Here is a 17,409-nt window from a genome sequence, read left to right on the forward strand (position 1 = left end):
ATTCTGGATGCGAGTCGTGCCCGCCGTCCAGCTCTGCCCGAACCGGCTGTGGCGTCGGCCGGGCGCTGCGTCGCCTCGCTCAACCGAGCGCGACGAGCGCGGCGTTGACGATCTGCTCCGGCAGCAGGTCGAAGAGGTCGTACAGCTCGTCGAGCGCACCGGACTGCCCGAACTCGTCGACGCCGACGGGCACGACGCGCTGTCCGAACACCGAACCGAGCCAGGCGAGCGCGTGGCTGGCAGCGTCGTGGACGGTCACGATCGGCGCGTGCCGTTCCGTGGGGTGGATCAGGTGCGCGAGGTGGTGATCGTGAGATGCGGGCCTGGCCCGGTTCGACGCATCGCGGGTGGCCGCTCGCCAACCGCGGAACAGGCGGTCGGGGCTGGTCAGGTCGAGCACCGTGACGGCGACGCCCTCGCTGGCGAGGAGGTCGGCGGCGGCGAGCACCTCGGGCGTCACGGCGCCGCACGTCGCCAGCACGACCAGGTCGTCGGTCGCCGCGCCGTCACGCAGCCGGTAGCCGCCGGCGAGCACGTGCTCCCGCAGCGTCTCGCGGCCGACGCGGTCGGCCGCATCGGCGAAGGGTGTCTGATCGACGACCCGGGTCGACAGCCGGAGGTACAGCGACGTCCCGTCGGGACGCGTGAGGTCGACGAGGCCGTCGCACAGCAACCAGTCGACGGCCTGGCCGAACGTCGGCTCGCAATACGTCAGCCCGGGGAGCTCGAGCCCGATCGACGGTGTGATCGTCGACTGGTGCGCGCCGCCTTCGGGCGCCAGCGTGATGCCCGCCGGCGTCCCGGCGACCACGAAGCGGCTACCGCTGTAGAGCGCATAGATCAGCGCATCGAGTCCTCGGCAGACGAACGGGTCGTAGACGGTGCCGACCGGGAGCAGCTGCTCGCCGTGGTGGTCATGGCTGACGCCCATCGCGCCGAGCAGCAGGAAGAGGTTCATCTCGCTGATGCCGAGCTCGATGTGGCGTCCCGACGGCCCTTGGAGCCACTTCAGCACTCGCGTCTCGGCCAGCGGATCGTCGATCTCCTCGGGCGAGAACACGCCGACCTTGTTGATCCACGCCCCGAGATTGGTCGAGATCGAGACGTCGGGCGACGTGGTGACGATGCGCTCGCCATCGGGCGCCTCCGCGAGGGCGGCGAGCACCCGACCGAACGTCTCCTGGGTCGACACCGGCCTGCCGACCGGCGGACCGGTGGCTGCCGGCAGATCGGCCAGTGGCGGCGACGACGCCTCGGGGTTGTTGATCTCACCGCCGACGGACGCACACACGCTGCCCGCGGGCGAGTCGGCGTCGAATCGGTCCCACTCGGTCGCCTCGGTCAGGCCGGCAGCGGTTCGAAGGTCGTCGATCTGGGAGGAGCTGAGCAGCGCCGCGTGGTTCATCGGGTCCCCGGCGATCGGCAGCCCCCAGCCCTTCACCGTGTAGGCGAACACGATGCTCGGACGATCGGTCACCTCGTCGCAAGCTCGGTAGCAGTCGAGCAGGAGGCCCAGGTCGTGCCCGCCGAGGTTGGTGACCAGCGCGGCCAACTCGTCGTCGTCCAGCCGGTCGCACAGGTCGACCAACTCGGACGGCGCGTCCTTGGTGAAGTGCGCTCTGAGGTCGGCTCCGGAGAGCGCGAACAGCGCCTGGTACCGCTCGTTGGACATGCCGTCGATGTGCTCGCGGAGGGCGTCGCCGCCGGACCGCTCGAAGGCGTCGGTCAGCCGCCGGCCGTACTTCGCCTCGACGACGTGCCAGCCGGCCGCTGCGAACTGGTCGATCAACATCCGGATCTTCATGCCCGGGATCACGCGGTCGAGGCTCTGCCGGTTGACGTCGACGACCAGCATCACGTTGCCGAGGCCCGGCATCGTCGGGTCGGCGATCGCCTCCCAGATGTTCCCCTCGTCGAGCTCGGCGTCGCCGACGAGGGCGATGAAGCGCGGCGCTGGCCCGGTCCGCTCGCCGAAATGAGCGTCGACGTACCGGCGGACGGCAGCCGCGAACATCGGCGCCACGGCGCCGAGGCCGACGGAGCCCGTCGAGAAGTCGCGCACGTCGGGGTCCTTCGTCCGTGACGGGTACGCCTGGAGTCCACCTCGCTGGCGGAGCGTGGTCAGCCAGCTGCGGTCGAGCTCGCCAGTGAGGTACTTGATCGCGTGGTACACGGGCGACGCGTGCGGCTTCACCGCGACCTTGTCCGTGCTCCGGAGGTGGCCGAACCAGAGCGACGTCATGATGCCGACCATCGACGCCGACGATGCCTGGTGGCCGCCGACCTTCATGCCACTCGGGTTCGGGCGGTCGTGGTTGGCGTGGTCGACGATGCGGGTGGCGAGCCACAGGACCCGCCGCTGGATGTCTTCCAGGGTGACGAGGTCGCGATCGTCGCGGTCGTCGGGCATCGATCGAGCTCGTGGCCTCAGTTGCCCTGCACGGCCAGCCAGCCGGCCAGCACGCCTTCGTCGCCGAGCGGGCTCAGGTCGTCGCCGTCGCCGCGGCCCATCAGCCGGAGCAGGAGTTGGCCTGCCGGTCCGCGGAGTGCCGCGTCGCCCTTCTGGTGCTCGCGAACGACGTGGTAGCCGTCGCGGTCGGACCACACCAGCCACTCGCCGTCGACGTCGGTGCAGTGCACGTGGAGGCTGCCGGCGGGCAGCTCCCGGCCCGGCTTGGTGACGACGCGCGGGATCATCGCGCTGAAGTACTCGTCGATCCCATCGCTCGCCAGCACCGGATCGAGCGGCGTCTCGGTGCCGACCGCGTGCTGCGCGTCCCAGCGGTGCACCGCCGTCTCGTGCGCCTGGCGACGGGGCCAGAAGCCGGCGACCTGCTCGGTCGGCCACGGGTGCCAGGCGGGCGAGCGGAGATCGACATGACGGAGCAGTTCGGCCAGCGCGGCGGCGCCCGCTCGGAACCAGGCGGCCGCCGCGGCGGGGTCGTACGTCTCCAGGGCGGCCGCCTCGTCGGCTGTCGGTGATCGGCCCTCGCTGACGCAGAACGTCGCCCAGCGATGGATCTGCCCGGTGTGTTCGGTGAGTCTCGACAGCGTCCAACCCGGGCACGACGGCACGTCGACGCCGAGGTCGGCGGTGTCGAGCACCGCAGCGAACCGCCCGGCGTCGCGCAGGACGTGATCGGCGTACTCAGCGGGCGTGAGGTCGGGTTCGAAGCTCGGCGGGGCGTTCACGATGCCCGACGGTAGCCTCGGCAACATGAGCCCTCTCGAAGCGTTGGCCTCCGGTGGCGGCGACGGGCAGGCGAGCCGCCCGATCATCACCATCACCGACGCCGCGCTCGCGAAGCTGCTCGAGCTGCGGGCGGACGAGGCCGACGCCGAGCAACTCGGCCTCCGCTTGGCCATCGCCTCCGGTCCCGGAGAGGACTTCCGCTACGACCTGAGCTTCGACGAGTTCCTGAAGGCGGCGTTCACCGATGAAGTTCGCACCCACGAAGGGAGCGACGGCGCGTCGGTGAAGGTCATCGTCCCGGGCGATCACGTCGAGCTGCTGCAAGACGCCACGCTCGACTTCACCGACACCCAGGGCCTCGTCATCCGCAACCCCAACCGGCCGCAGGCCCCCGACATCGAGGGCCTGACCAACGATGACGAGCTGTCGGCCGAGATCGAGGCCATCGTGTCGGGCGAGGTCAACCCTGCGCTCGCCGCTCACGGCGGGTTCGTCACCTACGTCGGCCACGACGGCGAGGGCACCGCGTACATGACCATGGGCGGCGGCTGTCACGGCTGCTCGATGAGCAAGATGACCATGCTCGACGGCGTCCAGACGATGCTCAGCGAGGCCCTGCCGGCCGTGCAGCGGGTCAAGGACCTCACCGACCACTCGACCGGCGAGAACCCCTACTACAGCTGACGGGCCGGTCAGCTCGACCGCTGCACCGAGGGGATTCCGCGACGAGTCGGGAACCGCGCGGGCGGTGGCGTCGTACAGGTCGGCATGCACTGCAACACGCTGACATCGACGATCAGGCGGGCGGCCGCGCCGAGCGACTTCCGGCAGGCTGCGGCCCTGCTGCACGACTACGCCGAGTGGATCCGCGCCGCGACCGGCCTCGAGCCCTTCACCGAGCAGCCGGGCTTCGAGGCCGAGCTCCGGCGCCTGTCCGCCGAGTACGGGGGAGAAGGTGCCGCGCTGTACGTGGCGTTCGACGGTGACCTCGCCGTCGGCACGATCGCCGTTCGCCGTCACGCCGATGGTCGCGCCGAGCTGAAGCGGATGTACGTCCGGCCCGTGGCGCGTGGGCGAGGCGTCGCGGACCGGCTGATCCGGTCGGTGATCACGGCCGCAGCGGACGACGGCTGTCGGGAGCTGTGGCTCGAGAGCCTCCGTGGTGTGATGGACCCGGCGATCCGGCTCTACGAGCGGCACGGCTTCCGCGCCACGGACCGGGGCCTCGGATCGCTCACGGTCGACGGCATCGTCACGATGGCACGCCCGCTCGGCGGCTGAGCCGCGCGCCGAGCTGCCTACGCTCGGCGCGTGGACATCGCCACCCTCTACGTGACCGCGCAGCGGTCGTTCTGCGAGCTGTTCGCTTCGCTCGACGACGGTGAGCGCGCGCTGCCGGTGCCCTGCAACCCGCTGTGGAGCGTCCGTGACGTGTTGTCGCACGTGGCCGGCATCGCCGACGACGTGGTCGAGGGACGGGTCGAGGGCGCCGCAACCGATCCCTGGACGGCCGTGCAGGTGGAGCGGTGGCGTGGCACCGACTGGCGAGCGCTGGTCGATCAGTGGTCTGATCAGGCGCCGATGGTCGGCTCGATGCTCGCGGCGATCGAGGAGCGCCGGCCACCGCTCGATTGCCACTCACACGAGCACGACGTGCGGCACGCGGTCGGGCGGGCGGGCAACCAGGACTCGGATCTGATCCGCTGGATGTCGACCCTGTTCGACGACTCGAGTGTCGGTCGGTCGGTCGAGGTGCACTTCGCCGATGGCGCGACGACGGTCATCGACGGTGACGATCCGGCGATCGAGCTGCGCAACATCAGCCGATTCGAGTTCGTCCGGTCACGGCTCGGTCGCCGATCGCGCGCGCAGGTGGCGGCCTACGCCTGGAGCGAGGCGCCCCACCACGCGCTCCTCGACGAGTGGTTCGTGTTCGGCCCTGCGTCCGACGACATCGACGAGTGATGCGATCTGCCCTCCCGCCGTGGTGTCACCGCGTGCCGGCGACAGCAGCATCGAGGGCGACGATCAGCGGATGGGCGCGATCGATCTCCGTGCTGCAACTGCGGGCACCCCACTGCAGGCTCCCGCCCTCGTACACCTGGTAGAGCCGTTCGCCGCCGTCGTAGGCGGTCGGGCAGGTGCCCGTGAACTCGCCGAGCTCCGGGCTGGCGGACTCGAGCGAGGGGATCGCTGCCATCAGCGCGACGGCGTCGTACGAACCTGCGGCGAGGTCGAGGCCGTCGTCGAACGTCCAGAGGCCGTCGGACCAGAACCGCCACCGGGCGCCGCAGCCGTCGTTCGGACACAGACCGCCGACGTCGGACACCCCGGCAACCAGCTGTGGCGTATCGGCGCGGCCGTCCCGCTCGGCCTCGACGCGGGCGCGCTCGGCCTCGAAGAAGTCGATCAGCGGGTCGTCGGGGCGGACCTCGACGAAGCAGAGATCGATCTCGGTGTCGCCGACGAGAACGATCGGTGCGTTGCCGTCGACTTCGCGGCCGCAGTCGGTCGTGCCGGTCGCGAACTCCGCCAGGTCGAACTGGCCGACGAGCGCCTGCAGCACATCGAGCTCGTAGTCCGCGACGACGTCGCCGCGTGACGAGCGCAGCACCACGGTCGCATCGGATCGGAACCCAAGATCGAAGTCGCAGCGGTCGCATTCGCCGCCGGGCATGCGGTACCGCGCGAGGAGCTTGCCCGACGCCGCCACGGCAGCGGGTGCCTGGGCCGTCGGCGGGGGCCGCGTGTCGGTCGGCTCGGTGCTGGGGTTGGGGACGGAGCCGGTCGTCGTCGTGGTGGCCGCCGGTGACGACGCGGTCACCGACTCGGTGGGAGGCGTGCGTGCGTCGAGCGAAGCGGGGTCGATGGCGGCCTCGGGGTCGCCGCAGGCGACGGCGCCGAGTGCGAGGAGGAGCAGGGGCGGCACGATGAGGCGCTGGCGCATGGTGCTAGGACGTCGCTCGTCGACCGCGGGTTCCTCAGCCGAGCGCGGTCGTGAGGTCGGCGATGAGGTCGGCTGGGTCCTCGAGGCCGACGCTGACCCGAACGAGGCCGTCGGTCACGCCGGTCAGCTCTTGCTCGGCGGGCGTCAGGCTGGCGTGGGTCGTCGTCTTGGGGTGGCAGACGAGCGTCTCGGGCCCGCCGAGCGATGTCGCGCAGCGAGCGACCTGCAACCGGTCGATCAGTGCGCGGGCCGACTCGGTGCCGCCTGCCAGTTCGAAGGCGAGCACGGTGCCGTGCTGGCGCATCTGGCGCTTGGCGAGATCGTGCTGCGGGTGCGACGCCAAACCCGGGTAGTGGACGGTGGTCACCGCCGGGTGCTGCTCGACCCACTCGGCGAGGTGCAACGCGGTCTCACACTGGTGTGCGGTCCGCACGGCCATCGTGCGGACGCCGCGCAGGGCGTTCAGGGCGTCGAACGGCGACGCCATGGCGCCGTGCAGCACGCCGTACCCCCAGATCGCGTCGATCAGGTCCTTCTCGCCCGCGATCACCCCGATCGTGGCGTCGTTGTGGCCGGCGATGCCCTTCGTGGCCGAGTGCACGACGAGGTCGACGCCGTGGGCGAGCGGTTGCTGACCGAGCGGCGTCGCGAACGTCGAGTCGACGACCGTGAACGGGCCCATGATCGAACCGAGCTCGTGGAGGTCGCACAGCTCGAGGCGCGGGTTGGACGGCGTCTCGGCCAGGACCATCGTGGTCTGCCCGGGGCGAACGGCGGCAGTGAAGGCGCTCGGGTCGGTGCCGTCGACGAGTGTCACCTCGATCCCGAGCCGTGCGCACGGGCCCTGCACGAACGCCAGTGTGCCGGCGTACAGCTGGCGGGCGGCGACGATGTGGTCACCGGCCGAGCACAGCGCGAACACGACCGATGCGATGGCGCCCATCCCCGAGGCGAACGCCATGGCGTCCTCGGCATCCTCGAGCTCGGCGACGGCTTCCTCGAACGACCGCACGGTCGGGTTGGCGTACCTGCCGTAGAACTCGTCGGCACGGAGCGCCGTCGCGCGCCGGTGGGCGTCGTCCATGCTGCCGGACTCCCAGACGCTCGACGCCCACAGCGCCGGCGCGAGCGACGAGGCGCTGGCGCGGCGGCCGGCACGGATGGCGGCCGTGCTGGGCTTCACCGGGCGTTCGTCACGCGACACAGAACTCGTTGCCCTCGGGGTCGGCCATCACCATCCACCACTCGCCGTTCTCGTCGACGCGGCGGATCTCGGTGGCGCCGGCCTCGCGGAGCTCGGTGATCTTCGTCATCCTGGCGTCGTCGGTGCGACCAGCGCGGACGTCGAGGTGGACCCGGTTCTTGACGGTCTTCTTCTCGGGCACCCGCAGGAACAGGATCCGCGGGCCGACCTTGTCGGGGTCGACGATCGCCCCGATCGAGCCCGCCGGAGGGACCGGTACCCCGTTCGACCGGAGGAAGTCCTCCCACGACAGGTAGCCGGCCGGCGGTGGTTCCTCGACGTAGCCGAGCGCGGTCGACCAGAAGGCGCACATGACGTGCGCGTCCTGACAGTCGATCGTGATCTGGAACGGCGTCCCCATCGGTCGTACGGTACAGCCATGGCCATCGGCAGCCTGAACGAGATCGTGTTCGACTCCTCAAACCCCGAGGCCCTCGCCCGTTTCTGGCAGGCGCTGATCGGTGGCGAGGTCGAGGTCGAGGGCGACGACTGGGCCGCGCTCGACGGCGATGCCGACGGGTTCTACATCGTGTTCCAGCGCGTTTCCGAGCGGAAGTCGGCCAAGAACCGCCTGCGCCTGAACGTCGACGTCGACGATCTCGAGTCGGCCACCGACGACGCCGAGCTGCTCGGCGCCCGCAAGATCGGTGGCACCGACGACCACGGGAACGGCACGTTCCAGGTCATGGCCGACCCGGATGGCAACGAGTTCTGCCTGCTCGCCACCTGACGCCGCGCCCGGCAACCCGGCCCGGGGCGGGTCTCAGCCCCGCAGCCGCTCGACGATCTCGTCGTGGAGGTGGCCGTTCGAGCTGATCGCCGCCGGGCCGAGGTGGGTCCCGTCCCCGAGTCGGTTGGTCAGGCGACCGCCGGCCTCCTCGACGACGACCTTGACGGCCGCGATGTCGTACGGCGCGACGCCGACCGCGTCGATCGCGACGTCGAGGCCGCCTTCCGCGACGAGGCAGTGTTGCCAGAAGTCGCCGAACCCGCGGGCTCGCCGCGCCTGCTGGGCGATCGCCGCGAGCTCGCCCGTGAGGCCCAGCTCGTCCCAGCCGGCGCTGAACGTCACGCTGACCTGCGCGAGGGCGAGCTCGGCGACGTCGGAGACCCCGATGCGCCGACCGTCGACGTGAGCGCCGTGCCCGCTGGCACCCCACCACCGCCGGCCGAGCGCCGGCGCCGAGACGACGCCGACGACCGGCGCGTCGTCGTGGGTCAGCGCGATCAACGTCGCCCACACCGGCAATCCGCGCACGAATCCCGACGTGCCGTCGATCGGATCGACGATCCACCGCCACGGCGATCGGGCGTCGCCTTGCAGACCGTGCTCTTCGCCGAGGAATCCGTGTGCCGGGCGTTCGGCGAGTACGCGGTTCGCGAGCAGTGCCTCGGCCTGCCGGTCGACCTCGGTGACCTCGGTGCGGTCGTCCTTCCAGCCGAGCGTGAAGTCGGCGCTCTCGAACCGCGGCAACGTGAACCCGTCGGCGGCGTCCGCCAGCGACAGCGCGAAGGCCAGCTCGCCGTCGAGGTCGTGCGCCATCGGCGTGCCGTCAGCCATCGAGCATCGGCAGCCGGCTAGCGGGCGTCGAGCTGCGCCCGGACGCTGGCGGCGATGCCGGTCGCGTCGAGACCGAGGCGGGCGAGGATCTGGCGTGGGTCTCCGTGCGGGACGAACCGCGTCGGGATGCCGAGGGGGTCGATCATGACGTCGGGCGAGAGCGCCGCGATCTGGTCGGCGATGGTCATGCCGATGCCACCGTCCCGGATGCCGTCCTCGACCGTGACCACGACCCTGCACGACGCGGCCGCCTCGATCATCGCGGGGTCGATCGGAGCGCACGACCGGGCGTCCCACACCTCGACGTCGATGCCCTCGGCCGCCAGGGTGTCGGCGGCCTTGAGGGCGTGCTCGAGCATCCGCCCGATCGCCAGGATCACGGCGGCGCCGTCACCCGGTCGAGCCAGCCGGGCCGCGAGACCGGATCCCACCTCGGATTCGGCGACCTGACGCGCCGAGCCGCGTGGGTAGCGGATGACGACCGGACCGTCGTCGGCGAGGTCGACGGCGTCGTCGAGCATCTGGTGGAGCTCTTGGGCGCTCGATGGCGCGAGCACGCGCATGCCCGGCACCTTGGCGAGCAGCGCCATGTCGTACACGCCGTGATGGCTGGCGCCGTCGGGTCCGGTGATGCCGGCGCGGTCGAGGCAGAAGACGACTGGCAGACGGTGCATCGCCACGTCGTAGACGACCTGGTCCCAGGCCCGGTTGAGGAACGTCGAGTAGATCGCCACCACCGGCCGTAGACCCCACATCGCCATGCCGGCGGCGCCGGCGACGGCGTGTTGCTCGGCGATGCCGACGTCGAAGCAGCGGTCGGGGAACCGCTCCTCGAACGGGAGCAGACCGGTCGGGCCCGGCATCGCGGCGGTGACCGCGACGATCCGCTCGTCGCGCTCGGCGACCTTGATGACCCCCTCCGCGAACGCCTGCGTGTAGCCGGTGGGCACCGCCTTGGGCGGACCGTGCAACGGGTCGAAGACGGGCGCGTCGTGGAGGTGCTTCTCGTCGTCGTCCTCGGCGGGGGAGTAGCCGCGACCCTTCTGGGTGAGCACGTGGACGATGATCGGTCCCTCGACCGAGAGCTCCTCGGCGTTGCGGAACGCAGCCTCCATCTCCTCGATGTTGTGGCCGTCGACCGGGCCGACGTAGCGCACCCCCAGCGCCTCGAAGAACGACGGCGGCTGGAGGAACTCGCGGACGCCGGCCTTGAACGCCTCCATCGCCTTCTCGGCCTGCGGGCCGACACCGGGCAGGTTGTGCAGGAAGTCCTCGAGCCGGCGCTGCCGCCGCACGTACACCGGGTTCAGCCGGATGTCGGTGAGCGCGTGGGCGAGACGGTCGGTGAGCTTGTCGGGGATGCTCGGGTGGTGGGCCCGCTCGTCGACGCCCTGAGCGTTGGCCGACAGGTTCGAGACCGTAGGCGCGTAGCTGCGTCCGTTGTCGTTGAGGACGATGATGACCTGGCGCTTGCTGTGACCCAGGTTGTTGAGCGCCTCGTAGGCCATGCCGCCGGTCATCGCACCGTCGCCGATGACGGCGACGATGTGGCGGTGATCGTCGACGCCGGCGTCGCGGGCGATCGCCATGCCGTACGCGTAGCTGAGCACCGTCGACGCGTGGCTGTTCTCGATGTGGTCGTGGCGGCTCTCTTCGCGGCTCGGGTAGCCGGACAGACCGCCCTCTTGGCGGAGCTGTTCGAACTGGTTGCGCCGGCCGGTGACGATCTTGTGCACATAGGCCTGGTGGCCGGTGTCCCACAGGATCGCGTCGGTCGGCGACTCGAAGACGCGGTGCAGCGCGAGCGACAACTCGACGGCGCCGAGGTTCGAGCCGAGGTGACCGCCGGTCTCGCTGACGGCGGCGACGATGAAGTCTCGGATCTCGCCGCCGAGCGCGTCGAGCTCGGCGTACGACAGGCCGCGGAGGTCGGCGGGTTCGTTCACGCGCTCGAGGAACATGTGTCGGTCACGCTACCGGTGACCCAGAGGGCCTGCGCATTCAGCTCGCCGTTCCCGACGCCTCGGGCCGTCCCGGGGGAGAGCGCGGGCACAGAGGCGAGCGGGGCCCCGGATGCGCGGCGTCGACGGCGAGGTCTCGAGGCGCCGACCCCGAGGGCCTCGCGCACTTCCGGTCCGGCCCGTCGGCGGAGCCCGTCCCGAACGGTCACCGGACGTACGCTGCGACCATGACGCGGATCGAAGGACATGCCGGGCAGCAGACGGTCGCAGCACTCCAGCAGTTCGGCACCGACGTGATGTTCACGCTCAACGGCGGTCACATCTGGCCGTTCTACGAGGCGGCGCGCGATCGCGGCATGCGCGTCGTCGACACCCGCCACGAGCAGTCGGCCGCGTTCGCGGCCGAGGCCTACGCCAAGCTGACCCGACAACCGGGTGTCGCTGCGCTCACCGCAGGGCCCGGCGTCACCAACGGCGTGTCCGCCGTGACCTCCGCGATGTTCAACGGCTCACCGGTGGTGGTGCTCGGCGGGCGGGCGCCGTCGGCTCGGTGGGGCGCCGGCTCGCTGCAGGAGTTCGATCACGTGCCCGTCATGGCGCCGATCACGAAGTACGCCGCCACGGTCGGCGACGCCGGTGTCGCCGGCCAGCAGGTGCACGAAGCCACCCGCACCGCTACCGAACCGCATCGCGGACCGGTCTTCCTCGACTTCCCGCTCGACGTCTTCGGACCGTCCTCGGGTGAGATCCCCTCGGGTGGCGCGGCGAGCGGCCAGGCGCCCGATCACGAGCTCGTCGAACGACTCGCCCGTGCCGTCGCCGGCGCGGAACGTCCGGCGTTCCTGGTGGGCAGCGACGCCTACTGGGACGGCGCATGGGTCGAGCTCGAGGCCGCCGCCACCGCGCTCGGGGTGCCGTGCTTCTTCAACGGGCTCGGACGGGGGATGCTGCCGGCCGACCACCCGCACGCCTTCCTGCGCACCAGGGGCATGCTCAAGCAACGCGCCGACCTCGTCGTCGTGATCGGGACGCCGCTCGACTTCCGGGTGGGCTTCGGCACGTTCGGTGACGCCACGGTTGCCCACGTCGTCGACGCCGCCTCGCAGGTCGCCGACCACGCCGAGGTGCTGACCGTCGTCGGCGACATCAGCACCGTGCTGGCAGAGATGGCGAACTTCGCCGGCCATCGACGCGACCACGGGCCGTGGATGAGCGAGTTGCGCGATGCCGAGTTGGCCGCGGTCGCTGCCGAGGTCCCCCTGCTCGAGGCCGAGACCGAGCTCATCAAGCCGACGCGTGTCTACGGCGAGCTGCGCAAGCGGCTCGAGCGCGACGCGGTCGTGATCTGCGACGGCGGTGACTTCGTCTCGTACGCGGGGAAGTACGTCGAGGTGCACCAGCCGGGCGGCTGGCTCGACACCGGCCCGTTCGGCTGCCTCGGGAGCGGTCTCGGCTCGGCGATCGCGGCCCGCGTCGTCCGGCCGGACGCACAGATCGTGCTGATGCTCGGCGACGGCGCCGCCGGCTTCTCGCTGATGGACGTCGACACGCTCGTGCGCCACCAGCTGCCCGTCGTGATGGTGGTCGGCAACAACGGCATCTGGGGCCTGGAGAAGCACCCGATGCAGGCGATCTACGGCTGGGACATGGCGTGCGACCTGCAGCCCGACACGCGCTACGACGACGTCGTGAAGGCGCTCGGCGGCGACGGCGAGACCGTCACCGAACCCGGGCAGGTCGGCGCGGCGCTCGACCGGGCGTTCGCGAGCGGCGTGCCGTACCTCGTGAACGTGATGACCGACCCGGGCGACGTCTACCCCAGAACGAGCAACCTCGCCTGAGCGCCGCGGCGTCGGCGTCGCACACGCGGCCTCACCGTCGACCCGCGGGACGGGCCGCCGCTGGGTCGACGCGTCGACCCGCTCGTCACCACATGCCGTCGCAGATCGAGCCGGGAGCGGGGATCACCGACCCGTCGGCGGTGATGTCGACGAGCTCGAGCTCGGCGCGGAGGAAGCCGATCAGATCGGCTTCGGTCGCCGGCAGCGCGCCGTCGTGCTCGATCAGGTACGCCTCGATCGCCACCTCCATCGTGCGGCGCGACCGGGTGCACTCCTCCTCGATCGCCACCGAATCGCCGTCGGTGTCGCGCGGCGGCGTCAGGTCGATGCCGGCGCACTCGCTGCCGGCGACGGCGGCCGGGGCGCCGTCGACGAGGTCGAGCCGTTCGTCGAGCTTGCCCAGCAGCCCGGCGTCGACGAGATCCTGCTCGGTCGGCTCGGCGGCGCCGGGGAACTTCGCAATGTACGCCTCGCGTGCGACCACGAGTGTCCGTGCCGAAGCCCGGCAGGCGCTCGTGAACTCGGCGACGGTCGGGTCGACGCATCCCGAGCCGGCGACCGGCACGAGGCGATCGTCGGCCGTCTGCCAGCGGCCAACGGGTTGGTCGAGGAACCCGTCGAGCTCCTCGAGCGCGCCGGGGCCCTCGCCGCGTTCGGCGGCGAAGCGCTCGACGCCGGCGTAGATGACCGCCAGCTCCCTCGCGCAGTCGGGCCCGCCGACGAGGTCGACGTCGGCAGCGCTGAACTCGGCGTAGATCTCGTCGGCATTCTGCAGCGGCTCGGTCGACGTGACGATCTCGGCCTCCGGGATGTCGGCGGGCACGACGCCGCAGCCGGGGTCGGCTGGGACGAGTGCGCCGTCGCGGACGTCCCACAACGTCGATTCGTCGCGGAGGTACTCCTCGGCGACGAGCGCCGCCTCGTCGGGCGCCGGTTCGCCCTGCATCACCTCGTAGACGTCGAGGGCGGTGCGCAGGGCCGACGCATCCGCGTTGCACGCGGCCGGGTCGGCCTGCTCGATCGCTTCGAGACCCGGCTCGACGACGGCGTCGCGGAGGGCGCCCGATTCCGTGCCGTCGACGGACGCGCACGACGCGACCGCAAGCGCTGCGGCGGCGGTGCGTGTCAGTCGGCGCGGCAGCACTTGGACATGAACTTCTCGACGTCGATCATCACCCGGGTGACCTTGCCGGCCGCGATGAGGCCACCGGCATCCGACGCCGTGACGGTGAACGTGATGCGGCGGCCCTCGATCTTCTCGAGCTGGGCCTCGACGGTGACCTCGGCGCCGACGGGCGTCGGCTGGAGGTGGTCGATCTGCACGCGCATGCCCACCGACGACTGGCCCTCTTCGAGCACGCCGGTGAGCGCATCGACGGTCGCTTGTTCGAAGAGGGCGACGAGGCGCGGGGTGCCGAGCACGTCGACATCGCCCGAACCGAGCGCCACCGCCGTGTCGTCTGCACTGACGATGAGCTTCGCCTCGCCCTTGAGACCCACCGCTACGTTCACCGCGCGACACGCTAACGCCGCGCGCGCCCCCTTTGTCGAACACTCCGTGTGACGGTTGCGTGACGGTGGGAAGTACCGGAGGAGGGTGTCTCGAACGCCCCACGAGACACGTAGCCTGAGCCGATGATCGCGCAGGATGTCATCGAGCGGACGCTGGGCCGGGCACTCACCACGGGGGCCGAGTTCGCCGAGGTCTACGCCGAGGACAAACGCAACACGTCGGTGGCACTCGACGACGGCAAGATCGAACAGGTCACGTCGGGACGTGATCGCGGCGCGGGCATCCGGGTGATCAACGGCGAGACGACGGGGTTCGCCCACACCAGCGATCTCACCGAGCGCGGCCTCGCGGCGGCCGCCGAAGCAGCGGCGGCCGCGGCCAGCCGCGGCGACGGCGGCACCCGCACCGTGGCACTCGAGGCGGCGGCGACCCGCCGGGTCAACGCCGTGGCCGAGTTCCCCGAGGTCATCCCGAAGGCCACCAAGGTCGAGCTCCTGCAGCGCGTCGACGACGCGGCTCGGTCCGCCGGCCCTGCGATCGTGCAGGTCTCCGCCGGCTACGCCGACAGCCGGAAGCGGGTGCTCGTCGCCAACACCGACGGCGTGCACGTCGAGGACGACGTCGTTCGCATCCTCGCCCGCATCAGTGCCGTGGCCGACGGTGACACCGGCATGCAGACCGGCTTCCAGTCGATGGGTCACACGGTCGGCTGGGAGGTCTTCGACCCGAGCTTCGAGGGCTACGTCGACCTCGACGAGCTCGCTCGCGACGCAGCCCGGCAGGCGATCGTCAAGCTCAATGCCCGGCCCGCTCCGTCCGGCGAGATGCCGGTGGTCATCAAGAACGGGACCGGCGGCGTGCTGTTCCACGAGGCGTGTGGGCATGGCCTCGAGGCCGACCACATCCAGAAGGGCGCCAGCGTCTACGCGGGCAAGGTCGGCGAGCTCGTCGCCAGCCCGCTCGTCACGCTCGTCGATGACGGCACGATGGCGGGCGAGTGGGGCACGCTCGCCTACGACGACGAGGGCCACGCGACGCGACGCAACGTCCTGATCGAGGACGGCGTGCTCACCGACTACATGTGGGACTACCTGCGCTCGCGCAAGGACGGCCGAGCGCCCTCCGGCAACGGTCGTCGCCAGAGCTACATGCACCTGCCGATGGTGCGGATGACCAACACGTTCGTGCTCGACGGGGCCGACGACCCTGACGAGATCGTCGCCTCGACGCCCCAGGGGGTGTATGTCAGTCACCTCGGCGGCGGCAGCGTCAACACCGCCACCGGCGACTTCGTCTTCGGCATGCGCGAGGCCTACCTGATCGAGGACGGGCAGATCACCGAGCCCCTCCGCGAAGGCAACCTGATCGGCAACGGGCCGCAGGTGCTGCGCGACATCGATCTGCTCGGCAACGACTTCGCGATGGGCAATCCCGGTACGTGCGGCAAGGACGGTCAGGGCGTACCGGTCGGCGACGGCCAGCCGACCCTCCGGGTGAAGTCGCTGACGATCGGCGGGACCGCGGCGTGAGCCCATCGACCTCCGACTCGGGCGCGGAGCTGTTGGCGCTCGCCGACCGAGTCGTCGAGCGGGCTGTGCCGGGCGAGCAGGTCGAGGCCTTCGTCGCCCGCGGCGGTGACACCGAGATCCGCGTCTACGAGGGCGAGGTCGAGCACTTCGTCGCCGCCCAGTCCGAAGGTGTCGGCATCCGCGTGCTGCGCGACGGCCGCACCGGCTTCGCGTACGCCGGCACGCTGTCGAGCGAGTCGATCGAGGAGGTGCTCGCCGAGGCGCGCGACAACGTCCAGTTCGGCACCATCGACGAATGGGCCGGCCTCGCCGAGCCCGACGGCGTGCCGGTCACCGACCAGGCACTCTGGAACGACGAGCTCGCCGACTTCGACACCGACGCCAAGATCGAGCTGGCGAAGGAGCTCGAGCGGCTGACGGCCGCACACGACTCGCGGATCCGGATCGACGACTCCAACTACGCCGATGCGTACGGCGAGGCGGCGGTGGCGAGCACGACCGGCATCCGGCAGTGGGGTCGTGAGAACGGGTGCTACGTCAGCATCTCGACGTTGGCCGACGACGGCGACGAGACCCAGACCGGCTTCGGCTTCAGCGTCGGCCGCACGCCGACGGCGCTCGACATCGAACGGGCGGCCAAGGACGGCGCCGAACGCGCGACCCGGCTGCTGGGTGCCACGAAGCCGCCGTCCGCGCGCACGACGGTGGTGCTCGACCCGTTCGTCACCGCGCAGTTCCTCGGCATCATCTCCTCGACGCTCAACGGCGAGGCCGTCGTCAAGGGGCGGAGCCTGTTCCGCGACCGCCTCGACGACGAGGTCGCTCCCGCGTTCGTCAACCTGATCGACGACCCGACCAACCCGCTCGCCTACACGGCCACCGACGTCGACGGCGAAGGGCTCGCAGCGCGCCGGAACGCACTGATCGAGGGTGGCGTGCTGCGCCGGTTCACGCACAACTCGTACTCGGCGCGCCGGGCCGGCACCGTCTCGACCGGCAACGCGACCCGCGGTGGCTATGCCGGCACGCCGGGGGTCGGGGCGCTCGCGCTGTCGCTCGAACCCGGTTCTCGATCGCAGGAGGAGATCATCGCCGACATCGACGACGGCCTCCTCGTGCAGAGCGTCACCGGCATCCACTCGGGGGTCAACCCCGTCAGCGGCGACTTCTCGACAGGCGCCGCCGGCCTGATGATCCGCAACGGCGAGGTGGGCGAGCCAGTGCGCGAGTTCACGATCGCGTCGACGTTGCAGCGGATGCTGCTCGACATCGTCGAGATCGGCAACGACGTCGACTGGTTGCCGATGCGTGCAGCCGGCGTGAGCCTCGTGATCCGTGACGTGACGATGTCCGGCGCGAGCTGAACGGGCTTCGCACGGGCTGGGGCTAGCAGCCCTCGCCTCCCGGAGCTCGGCTGCTCGCTTGGCTGGGCTCCTCACCTCCCTGCCCGCGCGGGTGCGGTCGACTCCAGTGAAATGACTGGCTTCGCCTGACCGAGCTCGCTGTCTTCGCTGCGCTTCGACGCTGCGAGCCCTGCGGGCTCGGCCCACCTCGGTATTTCGACGCGGTCGGGCGGTGAGATGGGCGTCGGTGGGTGGCTCTGGCCCGCGGAATCGTCGTT

At 71.0% G+C, this 17,409-nt stretch carries 16 protein-coding genes; 7 read left to right on the forward strand and 9 right to left on the reverse strand.

What is annotated here, in order from left to right; genetic code table 11:
• Positions 1–79: 79 nt before the first annotated feature.
• Both QNJ12_RS02725 and QNJ12_RS02730 read right to left on the reverse strand, forming a co-directional pair.
• Positions 80–2,410, reverse strand: coding sequence for a 1-deoxy-D-xylulose-5-phosphate synthase N-terminal domain-containing protein (locus QNJ12_RS02725; protein ID WP_300618495.1), 2,331 nt, complete (start codon positions 2,408–2,410; stop codon positions 80–82).
• A gap of 17 nt (positions 2,411–2,427) precedes the next feature.
• Entirely contained in the window at positions 2,428–3,192 is a 765-nt protein-coding gene (locus QNJ12_RS02730; RefSeq protein ID WP_300618496.1) for a maleylpyruvate isomerase family mycothiol-dependent enzyme, read from the reverse strand.
• Between the two features lie 25 nt (positions 3,193–3,217).
• Between QNJ12_RS02730 and QNJ12_RS02735 the strand changes: the two genes are divergently transcribed.
• The 3 genes from QNJ12_RS02735 (at position 3,218) to QNJ12_RS02745 (ending at position 5,158) form a co-directional block, all read left to right on the forward strand.
• Positions 3,218–3,877: a NifU family protein gene (locus QNJ12_RS02735; protein WP_300618497.1), complete on the forward strand. Its 660-nt coding sequence runs from the start codon at positions 3,218–3,220 to the stop codon at positions 3,875–3,877.
• Between the two features lie 84 nt (positions 3,878–3,961).
• Entirely contained in the window at positions 3,962–4,474 is a 513-nt protein-coding gene (locus QNJ12_RS02740) for a GNAT family N-acetyltransferase (protein WP_300618499.1), read from the forward strand.
• A 30-nt stretch (positions 4,475–4,504) separates the two neighbouring features.
• Entirely contained in the window at positions 4,505–5,158 is a 654-nt protein-coding gene (locus QNJ12_RS02745; RefSeq protein ID WP_300618500.1) for a maleylpyruvate isomerase N-terminal domain-containing protein, read from the forward strand.
• 25 nt (positions 5,159–5,183) lie between these two features.
• On the opposite strand, the gene QNJ12_RS02750 is transcribed toward QNJ12_RS02745, so the two are convergent.
• From QNJ12_RS02750 to QNJ12_RS02760, 3 genes are read right to left on the reverse strand one after another with little or no spacing between them, the layout of a single operon-like run.
• Positions 5,184–6,140 carry a hypothetical protein gene (locus tag QNJ12_RS02750; RefSeq protein ID WP_300618501.1) on the reverse strand — a complete coding sequence of 319 codons (957 nt, stop codon included), beginning with the start codon at positions 6,138–6,140 and terminating at the stop codon, positions 5,184–5,186.
• A gap of 34 nt (positions 6,141–6,174) precedes the next feature.
• On the reverse strand, positions 6,175–7,323 hold the full coding sequence (locus QNJ12_RS02755; protein WP_300618502.1) for an aminotransferase class I/II-fold pyridoxal phosphate-dependent enzyme: 1,149 nt from the start codon (positions 7,321–7,323) through the stop codon (positions 6,175–6,177).
• A 10-nt stretch (positions 7,324–7,333) separates the two neighbouring features.
• Positions 7,334–7,744, reverse strand: coding sequence for a VOC family protein (locus tag QNJ12_RS02760; protein ID WP_300618503.1), 411 nt, complete (start codon positions 7,742–7,744; stop codon positions 7,334–7,336).
• 18 nt (positions 7,745–7,762) lie between these two features.
• Here QNJ12_RS02760 and QNJ12_RS02765 point away from each other — a divergent pair, with 18 nt between their 5' ends.
• Complete coding sequence (locus QNJ12_RS02765) at positions 7,763–8,113, forward strand: VOC family protein (RefSeq protein ID WP_300618505.1); 351 nt, start codon at positions 7,763–7,765, stop codon at positions 8,111–8,113.
• Between the two features lie 33 nt (positions 8,114–8,146).
• On the opposite strand, the gene QNJ12_RS02770 is transcribed toward QNJ12_RS02765, so the two are convergent.
• Positions 8,147–8,944: an inositol monophosphatase family protein gene (locus QNJ12_RS02770; protein ID WP_300618506.1), complete on the reverse strand. Its 798-nt coding sequence runs from the start codon at positions 8,942–8,944 to the stop codon at positions 8,147–8,149.
• A 17-nt stretch (positions 8,945–8,961) separates the two neighbouring features.
• On the reverse strand, positions 8,962–10,905 hold the full coding sequence (locus QNJ12_RS02775; protein ID WP_300618507.1) for a 1-deoxy-D-xylulose-5-phosphate synthase: 1,944 nt from the start codon (positions 10,903–10,905) through the stop codon (positions 8,962–8,964).
• Positions 10,906–11,132: 227 nt separating this feature from the next.
• Between QNJ12_RS02775 and QNJ12_RS02780 the strand changes: the two genes are divergently transcribed.
• Positions 11,133–12,746 carry an acetolactate synthase gene (locus tag QNJ12_RS02780; protein WP_300618509.1) on the forward strand — a complete coding sequence of 538 codons (1,614 nt, stop codon included), beginning with the start codon at positions 11,133–11,135 and terminating at the stop codon, positions 12,744–12,746.
• A gap of 85 nt (positions 12,747–12,831) precedes the next feature.
• Here the strand turns inward: QNJ12_RS02780 and QNJ12_RS02785 are convergent, their stop codons facing one another.
• Both QNJ12_RS02785 and QNJ12_RS02790 read right to left on the reverse strand, forming a co-directional pair.
• Positions 12,832–13,890: a hypothetical protein gene (locus tag QNJ12_RS02785; RefSeq protein ID WP_300618511.1), complete on the reverse strand. Its 1,059-nt coding sequence runs from the start codon at positions 13,888–13,890 to the stop codon at positions 12,832–12,834.
• Complete coding sequence (locus QNJ12_RS02790; protein ID WP_300618513.1) at positions 13,872–14,258, reverse strand: thioesterase family protein; 387 nt, start codon at positions 14,256–14,258, stop codon at positions 13,872–13,874. Before QNJ12_RS02790 ends, QNJ12_RS02785 begins: the two co-directional genes overlap by 19 nt.
• Before the next feature lie 123 nt (positions 14,259–14,381).
• Here QNJ12_RS02790 and QNJ12_RS02795 point away from each other — a divergent pair, with 123 nt between their 5' ends.
• The gene (locus QNJ12_RS02795; RefSeq protein ID WP_300618515.1) at positions 14,382–15,788 is read left to right on the forward strand and encodes a TldD/PmbA family protein; all 1,407 of its coding nucleotides are present in this window, start codon (positions 14,382–14,384) and stop codon (positions 15,786–15,788) included.
• On the forward strand, positions 15,785–17,152 hold the full coding sequence (locus QNJ12_RS02800; RefSeq protein ID WP_300618517.1) for a TldD/PmbA family protein: 1,368 nt from the start codon (positions 15,785–15,787) through the stop codon (positions 17,150–17,152). The genes QNJ12_RS02795 and QNJ12_RS02800 overlap by 4 nt, the downstream gene beginning before the upstream one ends.
• The last annotated feature ends 257 nt before the right edge of the window (positions 17,153–17,409 follow it).

Origin of the sequence: Ilumatobacter sp. (assembly GCF_030065885.1) — a bacterium.
GTDB lineage: Bacteria > Actinomycetota > Acidimicrobiia > Acidimicrobiales > Ilumatobacteraceae > Ilumatobacter.